Origin of the sequence: Allomuricauda sp. F6463D (assembly GCF_023015965.1) — a bacterium.
In the GTDB taxonomy this organism is placed as follows: domain Bacteria; phylum Bacteroidota; class Bacteroidia; order Flavobacteriales; family Flavobacteriaceae; genus Flagellimonas.
In genome coordinates this window covers 1,081,718-1,096,102 of the sequence record NZ_JALKAN010000001.1, presented here as the reverse complement: position 1 = coordinate 1,096,102, position 14,385 = coordinate 1,081,718, and the positions used below count along the sequence as shown (strand labels likewise).

Sequence of the window (14,385 nt, the reverse complement as noted above, 5' to 3'; positions counted from 1 at the left end):
TCATATTCAGCAAGGATGAGATGTTGAAACAAGTTCAACATGACGCCAAAAACACCCATTATGACATTAAACGGATAATCAGGATTAATATTTCCGAACGCTTCCGGAAACAGACTTTTTGGTCTCTACGCTAGCTTCACCGGTGTATCTAATGTCAGCTCCACTGCTGGCGTCCGCAACAAGGGACTCCGAAACGTTCACGGAAATATCGGCACCGCTACTAGCATCTGCATTGCATCTTTTTACCATCAAGTCTTGTGCTTTAATGTCCGAACCGCTACTGGCATCTGCAAATAATGCATCTGCCTCACCGGAAACCTTAATATCGGCACCGCTGCTGGCGTCTGCAGATACTTCACCTGCTACTACCTCTACCTGAAGGTCCGAACCACTACTTGCATCCAGTTCAAGGTTTTCAGATTTCACCACATTTTGTACAATTAGGTCGGCTCCACTGGAGCTTTTCAATCCTGTAATCTCGGGCAGGGTTACATAAACATTTTTGGTGGCCCTTCCAATGTTTTCTACAGCATGGATTTTTAGCCTACCATCTTTAATATCGGTTCCTATAAGATCTAAAATATTTTCGTCGGCCTCAACTGAAATTTTAAATTCCGAACCTTGTGTAACAAATACATCTATACCTTCCGAGGCGGAAACAATGTCAAAATCCTCGGTAACGTCCCGAGTTTCTTCGACCACTTCCCCATTCCCTGTTTTGCCATTGCCAAAATTCATATCCATCATGCATGAGGATGTAAATAAGGATAGGAGGGCTGCGATTGCTAATCTTGCTAGTGTTGTCATGATTGTTGTTTTTTAATTGATTGATTTTGAAAATTAATCTCTTCAATACTGAATATAAATTCAGTGTAAATATCCGTTTTAATGTTTATGTTGTGAATTATGATTTACTGAATTGACGATTTAAGGGGTTCAATTGTTACTCTTTTCGTTTGCCTTGACTTTTATGCCATCTTCATTGATTTTCATTTCAAACGAATCTTGATTATCTTTAATGTTGATGTCGATACCATTTTTATTGATAATGATCTTGCCGTTTTCGTTGTCTTCATCTTCATATCTATCTGAATCAGGACAGTCCAAACAGTTTAATTCCCCATTCTTGCCCATTAACCAGTAATGATCAATAAGACCGCTACGGTAATATCCTTGATCATTTTTAATACCACGTCCAATATATCTGTTTGTGGAATCGTCAAAATATACCGTTTTCGATGACGGTACATAAATGGTTATTGTTACTTCTTGGTTTCTGGCTTTGTTGGATGTATCGGTGGTCAGGTACTTGTCCAACAAAATTTCATTTCCATCAATACTATATCCATATTCAATGTTTCTGGCACGGTCTCGGGCTGCCAACGTTGAGCTTCCATCGGCATCTTTCCTTACATTTATGCTTATGGAGTCGTTATCCGATTTTCTAATCTTGATATCAATCTCATCCGACATAAGTACACGCTTGTCGTTTTCATCATAACCGAACGTCATACCGTTAAAATTAACTTCGTCCCAATTATAATCAATACCCAGGTCCTTCATTTTAATCATCAATGTGTCGGACGGCACTTCCATTGCCAATTCCATCTTATCGTTTACACTGCCCGTATAGGAGAACTCTGCCGCCTGGCGTATACCAAACACAATCAGTAAACCAATGGAAATCAGCCAAAGTCCCAAAAGAGTAAACTTGGCAATATTACCGATGGATTTAAGATTGTTCACCAATATCTTCAGTCCTAAATAAAGAAGAAAGAAGAACGGGATGCCCACAGCAAAGAACAGTAATAGGGAAACCACCCAAACGGGTGCCCCGGAGGTGTTTACGATTTCATAAAAATCGACACCGGGTACATTTATTGCATCGAACATACCTACGGTGAAAAGAGCGAAGAACAACCCAACCAATGTGGATGCCCCGATGATAATCAACAGGATACCTATGAACTTACCAAACACTTTAAATAGGAACAGAATAATGTCCCCGATGGTATCAAAAAAGGTCTTGGAGCTGCTTTTGACCTTGTCTCCCACTTTATCGTAGTCGACACTTTTTACTTTTTCGGCAACATCATCAAACCCCTCTTTAACTTTGCGTTCTATATTGCTGATGTTGACGGGCTCTCCCCGCATATCCAATTTTTGAGAGGTTGTGGCAGCTTCAGGTACCAAAATCCAAAGTAGAATGTACGCAACCAGTCCAAATCCACTAGTGAAAACAGCTAAAAGAATAAACATGAGCCTTATCCATAATGCATCGATGCCCAAATAATATTCCAGACCGGCACAAACGCCCCCAATGTATTTATGCTCTATGTCGCGATACAGTTTTTTAGCCTTACTGGTGTTTTCTGTGTGTGTCTTTTTGGGTTCGTCCTCAAAGATATCCTCGTCTACCATATAATCTTCAGGTTGTCCCATTACTTCGATCACTTGATCCACCTCTTTATTGGTGATTACCTGGCGCTCGTTCTCCATTTTTTCCAAGAAGAGTTCGGCAATTCTTGCTTCGATATCGGCAATGATCTCGTCGCTGCCCTTGGTACCAGCAAAGGAGCGTCTTATGGACTCCAGGTACCGTCTCAGCTTGTTATACGCGTCGTCGTCTATATGGAAGAGCGTATTTGCTAGATTTATATTTACTGTCTTGTTCATTTTTTGATTTTATTTTGTGTTGGTTACCAGATTGACTGCATTTCTAAGTTCGTCCCAGGTGCCATTAAGTTCGTTTAGGAACAATTGGCCTGTTTCTGTAAGGGCGTAATATTTGCGGGGAGGTCCCGATGTGGATTCTTCCCAACGGTAGTTGAGCAATCCGGCATTCTTAAGCCTTGTGAGCAAAGGATATATGGTGCCTTCCACTACTAACATCTTTGCGTCTTTCAGGGCTGCCAAAATTTCTGAGGCATACTTGTCGTCATCCTTTAAAATAGACAGGATACAATACTCTAGAACCCCTTTGCGCATCTGTGCTTTTGTGTTTTCTATATTCATAATTTCATGGTTCTATTAAATTAACTGTTCGTTTTTGTTCTGCCAAACTTTGTTTGGTGGCGTTCCCACTCCATTCCCCTGAATTGGGCAGGGGAGTGGAAACGGTTCTTTGATTGGTGATTGATGATTTTTTTCGTTTTTTGATTGATGGTTAAACTCCTTTTGCTTTCTTTGATTGATGATTGATGATTGATGAAAATTGTGGAGTTGATTATGCTCCTGTTCTTTTTATTTAATGAATTTGATGGTAAACGGATATTTGAAATATTCTCCCTCATTCGTTCGGATGGTGGCCAATATGGTAAAAACGATGTTTACAATACCTAGAACAACCTGCATAAAGCCGGATATCCCCACAGGCCAAATAAGTCTTCCAAACCTAAAATTGTCACTATCAATGTGGATGTTTAAGTTATTAAGGTCGCTTATACGATGGAACCCTAAAAAATTCCAATCGAACAGCTCTGGCCAAAACCCAATAAAAAAGGGAATGGAAATCAAACCTGCCACAATGGAATAAAGCAACATGCTTATCTGAAAATTGAGTGCTTGCTTTCCATTATAATCCACAAACTCGTGTTGCTTTTTGTTAGCGGTCCATAGAATCAAGGGAAGGATAAAATTTCCAAAAGGAATGAAATACTTCGAGAACATGGACGCATGAATGATTGCGGATAGATTTCGTTCGTGTTTTGTGATTGCAGTTGCCATTTTTTGATTGATGTTTTTTGATTGTAAAGGGGTTAACCTATTAGCTTACTATGCAAATATATGTTTAAAAGACAGTACTATGCAAAACAAAGTACTAAAAATTAACACAAAATTAACAATAATAGATACTTTCTTTTTGCCTATTTTTAAGCCAAACAAATCCAAGTTATGGCATTGACACCCAGTAAAATCAATATGTTTACATTCATGAAACTCCCTTCTGCCTGGTGGTGTGGGGTGCGGCTAAAATATATTGATGATAAAAAAGCAACTACCGCCGTAAAGCATAAATGGATGAACCAAAATCCGTTTAAATCCATGTTTTGGGCCGTTCAGGGGATGGCCGCTGAGCTAAGTACCGGTGCTTTGGTAATGAACGAAATACAGAAAAGTGGTAAAAAAGTGTCCATGCTTGTGGCAAACAACAAAGCAACTTTTACCAAGAAGGCGACAGGACGGATTACCTTTACTTGTGAGGATGGTGAATTGATTGCAGACACTATAAAAAAATCTGTAGAAACGGGAGAAGGACAGACCTGTTGGATGAAATCCGTAGGGGTAAACAAGGAAGGGGTAGAAGTTTCCACCTTTCATTTTGAGTGGACGGTGAAGGTAAAGGGATGATTTAGGTTAAAATGTTACAGGTTGAACGCACACGATTGATTATATCATTTTAGGTGTGCACTAAGTAGCATATAGCCTTTATAAAGATAGGCCGGTTTTATTAAAAGGAGAATGTGAATAGGTCGGCTGAAAAATACTTATGTAAAAAGACCATATAAATTATCACTGCAAAGCTTACTTCTATAAAAAACCAAATTAAACTCGACATGGTTGTTTTTTTGTTGACTGACCTGTAGTTTTCAGCTTCTATTTTATAATTCTCTGATTTCTGTACATCGGAAAATTTGTATTTCCTGGAAAGCAAATCAAATTCTTTGGCGAAACTTGTCAAATCTTTTGAATTAAGAAGGATTTTTGTCAACTTATATCCCCAAATGAAAACGAGTAGTAAAATAAAAAAACCAATCATAGCATTCTTATAAGAAACGATTGGAAAGATAGTGAATGATTATGGCAGAATCGGTTAAAATAATAAAAATTAAGCCATTGTATAAATTACTGTTTTTAGGAATAGGCCAGTTATATGGTGCTTTTGTTATCTACAGGTTAGGGGTGTTGAAAATAAAGGAAGCATGGATCAATCAAGTATGTCTGATCGCTGTTTTAGCTCTTGTTGGTTGGTCTGTGTACCTAATTTATTCGTTTTTCCAGTTTTATCGATTGAAGGATGATAAAATTATTTTGCGAGAGAACAACCTTTCACTTTTTGGGGTTGAAATCAATTATAGAGATATAAAAGACTTTGGAATCGATACATCTGATTCTGTTTTATCCGTTAACATATATATGAAGTATCTGGATGAACCTATTCCAGTCGTATCAAAATTCATGAAATTAAAGGAATTTCATTTGCTTATAAAAACTTTGATTGAGAAAACCAATCAAAATGCGATGTAGGGTTGGGTAATTGCACACCCAGTCATAAATACTCAAATACCTTCATATTGTGATTCGGTGTAACAAAATCATCCATTTATCTACATATAAACAGAAATCAAAAAACATACATTAAATGAACGCACACGAAATAGACTACCACATTTATGGTGAAGAAATGCAATATGTGGAAATAGAATTGGACCCACAAGAAGCTGTTGTTGCCGAAGCCGGCACTTTTATGATGATGGACCAAGATATTAAAATGGATACCATCTTTGGAGACGGTTCAGGACAAGATAATAGCGTTCTGGGCAAGATGTTTTCTGCAGGTAAACGTTTGCTCACGGGCGAGAGTCTTTTTATGACTGCGTTTCTCAATATTGGCCAAGGAAAAAAACAGGTAAGCTTTGCTTCTCCTTATCCAGGTAAAATAGTTCCGATAGATCTTTCCGAAAAAGGAGGGAAGTTCATTTGCCAAAAGGATGCATTTTTATGTGCAGCTAAAGGCGTTTCTGTAGGCATTGAGTTCTCCAAAAAATTAGGGCGAGGATTTTTTGGTGGCGAGGGCTTTATAATGCAAAAGTTGGAGGGCGATGGTATGGCCTTTGTGCATGCAGGTGGAACCATGGCCAAGAAAACATTGGCAGCAGGGGAAACGCTTAGAGTAGATACGGGCTGTATTGTCGGTTTCTCCCAAACCGTAGATTATGATATCGAATTTATAGGGGGCATCCGGAACAAGGTATTCGGCGGGGAAGGACTTTTCTTTGCCACGCTACGTGGTCCCGGAACCGTGTATGTTCAATCCTTGCCGTTCAGCAGATTAGCCAGCCGGGTTTGGGCTGCTGCTCCAAGGGGTGGCGGAAAAGACAAAGGTGAAGGTAGCATCTTGGGAGGTCTTGGCGATTTGTTGGATGGGGACAATAGGTTCTAAGTTTTTAGAAGTAAGAAGTCAGAAATCAGAAGTCTTATATCTGAAAAAAATTAGTTCTTTTGTGGATATGAATTTCAACGAGCTGTTCCACTTTCTGGAAGAATTGCAACAAAACAATAACAAGGAATGGATGGATACCAATCGCAAGTGGTACAAATCCCTCCGTAACGATTTTATTGCTTGGTTGGATGATTTGGATATGACCATGGCCCAGCTTCATGATGATTATTATTCAACACCTGGCAAAAAAGGCATCAATAGAATCAACAATAATTTAATGTTCCACCCGAACAAGCCTATTTATAAGGATCATTTTGGTGCGGGGTTGGACAAAGCTCCCAATTCTGCCGATTTTTATATCGAAATTGGCTTAAAACATTGTTTATTGGCAGGTGGCCGTTGGCGACCCGATTCCAAAACACTTCGTAGTATCCGTGATGCCATTGATTATAATGGTGAAGAACTTCAAAAGATATTGGATAAACCATCATTCAAGAAAATGTTCGGCGGCCTGTACAAAGACGAAAAACTGATAAAAGCCCCCAAAGGATTTTCCAACGACCACCACTATATCGAACTACTAAGAAACAAAACCTTCGCCGTAGAGCTGGAATTGTCCAAAGATGAAGTGCTTCGGGATGATTTTAAAGAAAAAATAGTGGAAGTTTATAAAGAGATGCTGCCTTTTAGACAATACCTTAATGAAGCGGTAACCGTTTAAATCCAATTATGAAATACGGAAATGTAAGAAACATCAAAAAAGAACTGTTGTCCGATAATTGGTACAGCTTAAAAAAAGTAACTTTTGAGTACCAAAAAGAGGATGGGGAATGGGAAACCCAAATCCGCGAAGCTTATGATCGGGGCAATGGTGCGGCCATACTTCTTTACAACACCAAAAAAGGAAAAGTGGTATTGACCAAGCAGTTTCGAATGCCCACTTACTTAAATGGCAATGAGGACGGAATGATGGTTGAAGTTTGTGCCGGACTTTTGGAAAAAGGCAATGCCGAAGAGACCATTAAAATGGAAGTGGAGGAGGAGACCGGTTATAAAATCGATAAGGTTGAAAAGGTGTTTGAAGCGTATATGTCGCCCGGCTCAGTCACTGAGATACTTCATTTTTTTATTGGTGAATATGAAGATGCCATGAAAGTGAGTGAAGGAGGCGGTGCCGAAGATGAAACAGAGAACATCGAAGTATTGGAGCTTGATTTTACAGAGGCCCTTGACATGATAAAATCTGGTGAGATAATAGATGCCAAGACCATTATGCTGCTGCTATATGCTCAAATCAACCATATTTTCAATTAGTAATGTTCGTAAAGTTGTTTTAGGGTAGTGTATATGGTCTCCCGAACTTCCGCAGATGGAACACGGAAATGATTGTTCATAAAACTAAAGATGAGTACTTTGCCGGATTTGGTCTTTACATAACCACTTAAATTATAATTGTTTCCCACAGAGCCTGATTTGGCGAACAGAAAGGGTGCCGTGGTAGGGTCTTCCCATTTTTCCACCGTACTGTTGGGTCCCCACATGGGAAATATGCCAAAAAGACGTTCCTGGGGCACTTCATTATATAGTTTCTGAAGGATCTGCACAAAGGAACGTGGGGTAAACAAATTATATCTGGACAGTCCTGAACCGTCCACCCAACGGGGCATTTGTTCCAAATCCTTTAAATCATTTTCCAGCATATATGTAATGGCCCGTTTTGTACTCAAAGTATCGGATATGGTGGAAGAAGCCATCATCAACAATTGTTCGGCCAAAAAATTATCACTTTTAAATAGCATCTGCTTTAAAATGGAATCAGTGGACATCCCGTAAAGTGTGTTTTTTTGAACCTTCGGAAAATGATCGGCAATCACAATCTTTTTATCCAACGTTTGTTCCAAGAAGTATTTGGTAAGACTGTCACTGGTCATAAATGGAACCTCTAAGGTATCCTCCTCGATTGGGGAAATGTAGAAGTGGTTGGAATATTCGTCCCTTTTAAAAGAATTTTCCATTATTTCCACGCTATCCCTAAAATATGGTGGAGATACCTGTAGTGAATCAACGTTGGACAAGGTCACAACATTCCCAAAGAGTGGAATTGGAGTCTTTTCAGACGAAAAATGGGTGTCAAAATCTTCCCATGCCCAGCCAGGTCCATAGCGTAGTTCATCCGTATTGTTGGCATAAAGGGCAATTGTATTTTGGCTTTGTAGCCATTTTGTCGCAGTACTATCCTTTAAATGCGGATGTAGCCATGAAGGGTCCCCCGTACCTTCAACGAATAGCGTATCGTCCACAATCGCATACTTAAGCGTGGGAACGTTTTTTTGGAGCATTTTTATAGCCGTGTAAAAGGTTACGATTTTAGTGTTGCTCGCAGGTGTGAAATATTTATCGCTATTCTGGTTATAAATTTCTTTTTTGGATTCCGCATCGATGACTAAAAGGCCGTGAAAAGAACTTGCCAGGCGAGTTTTACCCAATTCAGATTTAAGGGTATTCTTAATTGAACTACATCCCGTCAATAAGAAAATGGCCAAGAAAACACAAGCTATTAGTGGCTTGCATTGGGTTTTAGAGGATCTATGCATTGGCGCAATTCATCGAATTTAACAACAAGATATCTAATTTTTAACTGAATGTTAAATTTTTTATCTCGCTTTTTTATTAATTTTAGTGACAACCTATTTACCCAATATAATTAAATTATTATGCCTAGAGCTATGTTAGACTACACCAAAACTATCCTTCAAAAGGTAAGTTTTGATGTTAAACTCTTTACTAGGGAACTACAGAAAGCAATTTCTAGATTGTTGCCAAGTGAAGTTGAAGAACTTAAAATCTGGTTGCAATATTACATTGTGGATAAACCAGAATTACAATCAACATTAATTTTATTAAAATCATAAAAAAGGGCTGCTGAAAAGCAGCTCTTTTAATTTTTGCCCAATGGGCTGATAATTTTTACATCTTGAAAAGCGATGGCTCCACGAACAATACTGGATATTACTTCTCGCAATGCATCGGTAATCTGTATTTTCAGCTCACTTTTATGATATATTAAGCTTATTTCCCTAGCTGGTGTGGGTTTTTGAAAAGACTTTAGTTTTGTTTTTTTATCTTCTTCCAAATGTAAAGTGTTTAGGTAGGGCAATAAGGTCATGCCCATCCCTTCATCGGCTAAGCTTACTAAAGTTTCAAAACTTCCACTTTCTATTTTAAAGTGTTCGTTACGAAGGTTTTTGGAAGCATTGCAAAGGTTGATGACACCTTCCCTGAAACAATGACCGTCCTGTAATAAAAGAATATCACTTACTTCTAGATCATCGGTACTCAATAGATTTTTTGAATCCAATCGATGGTTTTTTGGGACATAACCAACAAAAGGCTCATAATATAATGGGCGTTCTTTTATGAATTCGATTTCCAACGGGGTTGCGGCAATTCCGGCATCCAAATGACCGTCCAATAAATTTTTGATCATTGTTTGCGTAGATTGTTCTTTTATGATCAAGTTTACCTTGGGGTACTTTTTTATAAAAGTGTTTAAGAACATTGGGAGTAATGTGGGCATTACAGTTGGTATGATGCCCAAGGTGTAGTCCCCTCCGATATACCCTTTGTCTTGATCTACAATATCTTTGATGCGTTCTGCCTCCGCCACAATATTTTTAGCCTGCGCCACGATTTTTTTCCCTACCTCTGTAATCGTAATGGGCTTTTTGCTTCGGTCAAAAATGAGAACATCAAGTTCGTCTTCTAACTTTTGTACTTGCATACTTAAAGTAGGTTGGGTAACAAAACTCTTCTCCGCGGCGAGCGTAAAATTCTTGTGTTCCGCTACGGCCAATACATATTGTAGTTGGGTAATAGTCATTCAAGTATAAGTTTAGGGTATAAAAGTATAAAAAACCATCAGGTTAGTCTATAGAAAAAGAAGAATCTCGATCGTGTAGGTTGGATTCATACAAAAAGCCTGCAACAGGGCAGGCTTTTTTATGATTGATGATTTTTGTCATCAGAATCTGATGGTAAATTCCAAATCCTCATTGTCTACCGTAAATTGGGCAGTTTCAAAGCTAGGCGGTCCCATGGTCATGTCGTTTCCGGACATTCCATAGCTTTCTTTGGGCATGCCGTTTGCTTCGTAATCCATTCGGTTGTTTTCGTTGGTATCGTGCATGGCCATAATGGCATAATCTCCTGGTGTAACATTGGTGAATTTTAGGATGACCTTTCCATCTTCAATGACACTCTGCATGTTTTGAACACCTGGACCTTTCATAAAAGTATCGGCGCTGTGTAGTCCTACCAATACTTTCCCTTCATTACTGGTTATGTTATCAATGGTTACGGTGATGTCGACACCGGTTTTCTCTTGTGCCATGGCAATGATGCTTACAAATAAGAAACTTAAAGCTAGTGTAACAGTTTTCATAATGTTTGTTTTTGATGTTTTCTATGCCCTAAAATTCAGGAAGAAGCTATTGCTAACAAATTTCCAATTACCCAAATGTTGAATTTAGGGAGTGAATTGGGAAGTAAAATTCTTGATGTCAATTCATCTGCAAAAAACCACAATTGGGTATTTCCTTTTAGCGTAGTAGTGGTTGGTAAGGCAATTTTGCACCATCAAACAATAAAGGAAAATCATGAAAATCATCATCAATCTTATCGCATTGTTATTAAGTACGGGATACTTATTTTCACAGCAGACCATCACAGGTAAAGTAACCGATTCTAAAAATAATCCCATTGAAGGCGCCAATATATATTTAGAGGGTACCTACGATGGAGCGTCGTCGGATCCCGACGGTAACTTTAGCTTTGAAACCACCGAGGAAGGACTGCAGACATTGGTAGTTTCCATCTTATCTTACGAGCCGCATTACGAAGCAGGTGATGTTTCTTATTTTAAGAATCTACATATTAAGTTAATGGAATCCATCAACTCCCTGTCCGGTGTTACATTGACAGCGGGCACCTTTGAGGCGGGAGACAATTCCAAAGCATCCGTGTTGAAACCTTTGGATATTGTTACCACTGCGGGTGCGGCGGGCGATTTTGTGGCGGCATTGCAAACATTGCCGGGAACTACAACGGTAAATGAAGATGGCCGTTTGTTCGTGCGAGGTGGCACCGCTGACGAAACACAGGTGTTTATTGATGGGCTTCGTGTTTTTCAACCTTTTAATGCCACTGCCAATAATACACCTACACGTGGTAGATTCTCACCATTTCTTTTTAAAGGAATTTCTTTTAGTACCGGAGGTTATTCTGCGGAGTATGGGCAAGCTTTATCCAGTGTGCTTTTGTTGAACACTACCGATGTTCCCCTACAAGAGAAAACGGATATTTCCATTATGTCCGTTGGGGGCGGGGTCGGGCATACCGAGATTTGGGGCGACCAATCTTTGAGCATCAACACTTCCTATATGAATCTTGCCCCATACGAAGCATTGATCCCATCCACTCAAGGTGTTCGCTGGAACAGCCCCTATGAATCCATTTCGGGTGAAGCAGTCTTTAGGAGCAAGGGCGAAAAGAGTATGTTCAAACTCTACACGGGTTTTAACCATTCCAACTTGGATATTGAACAGGAAGACATCAATTATGATGAGTATGTGAGGTTTAGTTTGAAGAATAACAATCTTTACTTTAACACTTCTTATAAATATTATTTTAATAATGACTGGAGCCTTACCTCAGGTGCTTCGATTGCATGGGACACCAATGATATTGGAATAGAAGAAAATGAGGTGGATGCCAAGGAAACTTCATCACACTTTAAGGTGAAGGCCAGAAAAAACTTTAGCAACCGGTTTGATTTAAATTTTGGTGTCGAGTATTTCAATACAAATTATGATGAAACCTATACTGATTTCAATGTTGATGAATTTTATAATGATTATGATGAAGGGCTGTGGGCCGCTTTTGCAGAGTCCGATGTGTTCTTGAGCAATAAATTTGCCATGAAGTTAGGATTAAGGGCAACACAGAGCAGTTTGTTGGATGCGTTTGAAGTATCACCCAGAGTATCCTTGGCTTATAAACCAGGAGAAGTTGGACAGTTTTCTTTAGCCTACGGGGATTTTTACCAAAGACCTTTAACGGACGTAGTAAAATATGAACATGATTTGGAAATGGAAAAGGCATCACACTATATTCTCAACTATCAATACATCAACAATGGAAAAACCTTTAGGGCCGAGGGTTATTACAAGAATTATGATCGCTTAGTAAAATATGATACGGATTTGCCCCAGTATAATTCCAATTATAACAATTTTGGAGATGGGTATGCCAAAGGCATTGATATATTTTGGAGGGACAGTAAAAGCATTGAAAACCTCGATTACTGGGCTTCTTATTCCTACTTGGATACAGAACGTGACCATCAAAATTTTTCAGGAATGGCAACACCAAATTATGCGCCAAAACATAATGTTTCCTTAGTCACCAAATATTGGGTAGATAAGTTAAGGTCACAAGTGGGTCTTTCTTATTCCTATGGATCTGGAAGATCTTATGACAATCCGAATAATCCAGGTTTTATGCAAGAAAGGACAAAATCTTATAACAACCTTAGTTTTAACTGGGCATATCTTATTGATCAACAAAAGATTTTATACTTTTCTGTCAGCAATCTTTTGAGCATCAATAATGTAAGTAATTACCAATACGCGGATAGTCCAAACGCAAATGGAGTTTTTGATAGAAGGGCAATTACACCTCCTGCAGATAGTTTTTTCTTTGTCGGTTTTTTCTGAACGATCAGTACAGATAAGAAAAGTAACCAATTAGATAACCTATAGTCTATTGTTGCATTTTGAGGTAGTAATCTGCGGAGTGCTTACCGGAACCATACACAATAAAAAAGAGGCACAAAAGTAAAACAACAAGGGCCAAGATGAGATTATTGGTATTCATGGCCCCTAAAAAGTTTGTAAGTACGGCTCCTAAAATAATAGGGATTTGCGCAATAGCGGCCCAACGTGTAAGAAGTCCTACGGCTATTAAAATACCTCCTACAAAATGTGCTGGTGCAATATAATGGAGAATAAGCATACCCCCAGGAATGTCTTTAAAAGGGCGTGCCATTGCTTCCATTTCCACGTGATTGGACATAAACTCGATTCCTTTAATAAAAAGGACTACCCCGAGCATAATTCGTATCAAGTCCAAAAACAGATAGGTGTGGGCATTGGCCCATTTATTAAGGTTTTTAATGTGCCCCATGACGATTACTAGTTACAACACCTTATAAGGTACACATTTTCAGGCAAGTATAAAAATTGTTTATTTGTTTAAGTGAATCGATTTAATGTAATGAATTGTGTTGCATTTATAAAATAATGTTCTGGCAACTAATTTTTTAAGGCAAAATTCAATTAGAATCACAATGGTGAAATGCGTTGTAAGCTTAAATTGGTTCAGAGATGCATTTGGTCAAGTGAAATGTCCCATACGTAAATTCAACTTGCCGAAGAATATAAAATATCTCTATTTTTCGTCAAGTAAAAGAAGTCTTATGATACGGCATACTGTATAAAATAATGGAAGATGAAAAATATATTACTGTGTGTTATATCCTTGGTTTTACTCACTAGCTGTTCAGGTGATAGAAAATTTGTGAATCTTGCCCTAAAAAAGGATCATAAGGTCTATTTGGTTCCTTTTATTGCAATCAGGTTGGTATTAGAGCAGCAATTATCAGAAAATGAATCTCCCACCATATTTAAATTTTTGGGTATTATCGAAGATAATGGAGAACTGTTTGTAGAAACTAAAGATTTGGAGAAAATTTTGAGTTTAATAGGTAACAATTATGTCCTATTAAGAAAGGAGGAAAAAACACATGATGGATATGTTGCATTCGGTGACATGAATATTTATAATTACTCCATAAAGACAATAAATACAGATAAGATAGGACAGCAAATTTATAAGCCTACCATTGTTGTTATCAATCCATCTACAAATAAAACACTGGAAATTGTATGGAGCAGTATCCCAGAACCAAAGGCAGAGAAAAACTGTACCAATAAAAAAGTATTTGTGACAGAAAACCCCTATCCAGGGAAAATGGTAGGGTCATATAAAAAGGTTGTTGTTGTCAATTTGAATGATATTCTTGACTTTTTCGACAACGGCACAACCTTGGAATATGATAAATCGCAGGAAATTTTATATGTTGTTAAGCAATAGCATGTTAAATT

16 protein-coding genes are annotated in these 14,385 nt (G+C 38.4%); 8 read left to right on the top strand and 8 right to left on the bottom strand.

What is annotated here, in order from left to right:
* Positions 1-84 precede the first annotated feature (84 nt).
* The 4 genes from MWU56_RS04805 to MWU56_RS04790 form a co-directional block, all read right to left on the bottom strand.
* Entirely contained in the window at positions 85-807 is a 723-nt protein-coding gene (locus MWU56_RS04805) for a head GIN domain-containing protein (protein WP_247042717.1), read from the bottom strand.
* 129 nt (positions 808-936) lie between these two features.
* Positions 937-2,676, bottom strand: a complete 1,740-nt coding sequence (locus tag MWU56_RS04800) for a PspC domain-containing protein (protein ID WP_247042715.1) — start codon at positions 2,674-2,676, stop codon at positions 937-939.
* Positions 2,677-2,685: 9 nt separating this feature from the next.
* On the bottom strand, positions 2,686-3,015 hold the full coding sequence (locus MWU56_RS04795; protein WP_247042713.1) for a PadR family transcriptional regulator: 330 nt from the start codon (positions 3,013-3,015) through the stop codon (positions 2,686-2,688).
* A gap of 228 nt (positions 3,016-3,243) precedes the next feature.
* Positions 3,244-3,726, bottom strand: coding sequence for a DUF4870 domain-containing protein (locus MWU56_RS04790; protein WP_247042712.1), 483 nt, complete (start codon positions 3,724-3,726; stop codon positions 3,244-3,246).
* 168 nt (positions 3,727-3,894) lie between these two features.
* On the opposite strand from MWU56_RS04790, the gene MWU56_RS04785 reads away from it, so the two are divergent.
* The 5 genes from MWU56_RS04785 to MWU56_RS04765 all read left to right on the top strand — a co-directional run bounded on the left by MWU56_RS04785 (position 3,895) and on the right by MWU56_RS04765 (position 7,477).
* Positions 3,895-4,350 carry a DUF4442 domain-containing protein gene (locus MWU56_RS04785; RefSeq protein ID WP_247042711.1) on the top strand — a complete coding sequence of 152 codons (456 nt, stop codon included), beginning with the start codon at positions 3,895-3,897 and terminating at the stop codon, positions 4,348-4,350.
* A 444-nt stretch (positions 4,351-4,794) separates the two neighbouring features.
* A complete protein-coding gene (locus MWU56_RS04780) occupies positions 4,795-5,247 on the top strand; it encodes a hypothetical protein (RefSeq protein ID WP_247042710.1) in 453 nt (150 codons plus the stop codon).
* 115 nt (positions 5,248-5,362) lie between these two features.
* Positions 5,363-6,163: a TIGR00266 family protein gene (locus tag MWU56_RS04775; protein ID WP_247042709.1), complete on the top strand. Its 801-nt coding sequence runs from the start codon at positions 5,363-5,365 to the stop codon at positions 6,161-6,163.
* A gap of 67 nt (positions 6,164-6,230) precedes the next feature.
* Positions 6,231-6,884, top strand: coding sequence for a DUF2461 domain-containing protein (locus MWU56_RS04770; RefSeq protein WP_247043702.1), 654 nt, complete (start codon positions 6,231-6,233; stop codon positions 6,882-6,884).
* 8 nt (positions 6,885-6,892) lie between these two features.
* Complete coding sequence (locus tag MWU56_RS04765) at positions 6,893-7,477, top strand: NUDIX domain-containing protein (RefSeq protein ID WP_247042708.1); 585 nt, start codon at positions 6,893-6,895, stop codon at positions 7,475-7,477.
* On the opposite strand, the gene MWU56_RS04760 is transcribed toward MWU56_RS04765, so the two are convergent.
* Positions 7,474-8,757, bottom strand: a complete 1,284-nt coding sequence (locus MWU56_RS04760) for a D-alanyl-D-alanine carboxypeptidase (protein WP_247042707.1) — start codon at positions 8,755-8,757, stop codon at positions 7,474-7,476. The genes MWU56_RS04765 and MWU56_RS04760 overlap by 4 nt on opposite strands.
* A 120-nt stretch (positions 8,758-8,877) precedes the next feature.
* Here MWU56_RS04760 and MWU56_RS04755 point away from each other — a divergent pair, with 120 nt between their 5' ends.
* Entirely contained in the window at positions 8,878-9,075 is a 198-nt protein-coding gene (locus tag MWU56_RS04755) for a hypothetical protein (RefSeq protein ID WP_247042705.1), read from the top strand.
* A gap of 26 nt (positions 9,076-9,101) precedes the next feature.
* Here MWU56_RS04755 and MWU56_RS04750 read toward each other — a convergent pair whose 3' ends face one another.
* Together MWU56_RS04750 and MWU56_RS04745 are read right to left on the bottom strand one after the other, a co-directional pair.
* Positions 9,102-10,043: a LysR substrate-binding domain-containing protein gene (locus tag MWU56_RS04750; protein ID WP_247042704.1), complete on the bottom strand. Its 942-nt coding sequence runs from the start codon at positions 10,041-10,043 to the stop codon at positions 9,102-9,104.
* Positions 10,044-10,184: 141 nt separating this feature from the next.
* Positions 10,185-10,604: a DUF2141 domain-containing protein gene (locus MWU56_RS04745; RefSeq protein WP_247042703.1), complete on the bottom strand. Its 420-nt coding sequence runs from the start codon at positions 10,602-10,604 to the stop codon at positions 10,185-10,187.
* A 214-nt stretch (positions 10,605-10,818) separates the two neighbouring features.
* On the opposite strand from MWU56_RS04745, the gene MWU56_RS04740 reads away from it, so the two are divergent.
* Positions 10,819-12,936 (top strand): TonB-dependent receptor, encoded by a 2,118-nt coding sequence (locus MWU56_RS04740; protein ID WP_247042702.1) that lies wholly within the window; start codon positions 10,819-10,821, stop codon positions 12,934-12,936.
* 46 nt (positions 12,937-12,982) lie between these two features.
* Here the strand turns inward: MWU56_RS04740 and MWU56_RS04735 are convergent, their stop codons facing one another.
* Positions 12,983-13,405, bottom strand: a complete 423-nt coding sequence (locus tag MWU56_RS04735; RefSeq protein WP_247042701.1) for a DoxX family protein — start codon at positions 13,403-13,405, stop codon at positions 12,983-12,985.
* A gap of 324 nt (positions 13,406-13,729) precedes the next feature.
* Here MWU56_RS04735 and MWU56_RS04730 point away from each other — a divergent pair, with 324 nt between their 5' ends.
* Entirely contained in the window at positions 13,730-14,374 is a 645-nt protein-coding gene (locus MWU56_RS04730; protein WP_247042699.1) for a hypothetical protein, read from the top strand.
* The last annotated feature ends 11 nt before the right edge of the window (positions 14,375-14,385 follow it).

What these genes read in the sequence shown, in the direction of transcription:
- MWU56_RS04805 (WP_247042717.1), bottom strand. Translation starts at nt 807, where the DNA reads ATGACAACACTAGCAAGATTAGCAATCGCAGCCCTCCTATCCTTATTT.
- MWU56_RS04800 (WP_247042715.1), bottom strand. Translation starts at nt 2,676, where the DNA reads ATGAACAAGACAGTAAATATAAATCTAGCAAATACGCTCTTCCATATA.
- MWU56_RS04795 (WP_247042713.1), bottom strand. Translation starts at nt 3,015, where the DNA reads ATGAATATAGAAAACACAAAAGCACAGATGCGCAAAGGGGTTCTAGAG.
- MWU56_RS04790 (WP_247042712.1), bottom strand. Translation starts at nt 3,726, where the DNA reads ATGGCAACTGCAATCACAAAACACGAACGAAATCTATCCGCAATCATT.
- MWU56_RS04785 (WP_247042711.1), top strand. Translation starts at nt 3,895, where the DNA reads ATGGCATTGACACCCAGTAAAATCAATATGTTTACATTCATGAAACTC.
- MWU56_RS04780 (WP_247042710.1), top strand. Translation starts at nt 4,795, where the DNA reads ATGATTATGGCAGAATCGGTTAAAATAATAAAAATTAAGCCATTGTAT.
- MWU56_RS04775 (WP_247042709.1), top strand. Translation starts at nt 5,363, where the DNA reads ATGAACGCACACGAAATAGACTACCACATTTATGGTGAAGAAATGCAA.
- MWU56_RS04770 (WP_247043702.1), top strand. Translation starts at nt 6,231, where the DNA reads ATGAATTTCAACGAGCTGTTCCACTTTCTGGAAGAATTGCAACAAAAC.
- MWU56_RS04765 (WP_247042708.1), top strand. Translation starts at nt 6,893, where the DNA reads ATGAAATACGGAAATGTAAGAAACATCAAAAAAGAACTGTTGTCCGAT.
- MWU56_RS04760 (WP_247042707.1), bottom strand. Translation starts at nt 8,757, where the DNA reads ATGCATAGATCCTCTAAAACCCAATGCAAGCCACTAATAGCTTGTGTT.
- MWU56_RS04755 (WP_247042705.1), top strand. Translation starts at nt 8,878, where the DNA reads ATGCCTAGAGCTATGTTAGACTACACCAAAACTATCCTTCAAAAGGTA.
- MWU56_RS04750 (WP_247042704.1), bottom strand. Translation starts at nt 10,043, where the DNA reads ATGACTATTACCCAACTACAATATGTATTGGCCGTAGCGGAACACAAG.
- MWU56_RS04745 (WP_247042703.1), bottom strand. Translation starts at nt 10,604, where the DNA reads ATGAAAACTGTTACACTAGCTTTAAGTTTCTTATTTGTAAGCATCATT.
- MWU56_RS04740 (WP_247042702.1), top strand. Translation starts at nt 10,819, where the DNA reads ATGAAAATCATCATCAATCTTATCGCATTGTTATTAAGTACGGGATAC.
- MWU56_RS04735 (WP_247042701.1), bottom strand. Translation starts at nt 13,405, where the DNA reads ATGGGGCACATTAAAAACCTTAATAAATGGGCCAATGCCCACACCTAT.
- MWU56_RS04730 (WP_247042699.1), top strand. Translation starts at nt 13,730, where the DNA reads ATGAAAAATATATTACTGTGTGTTATATCCTTGGTTTTACTCACTAGC.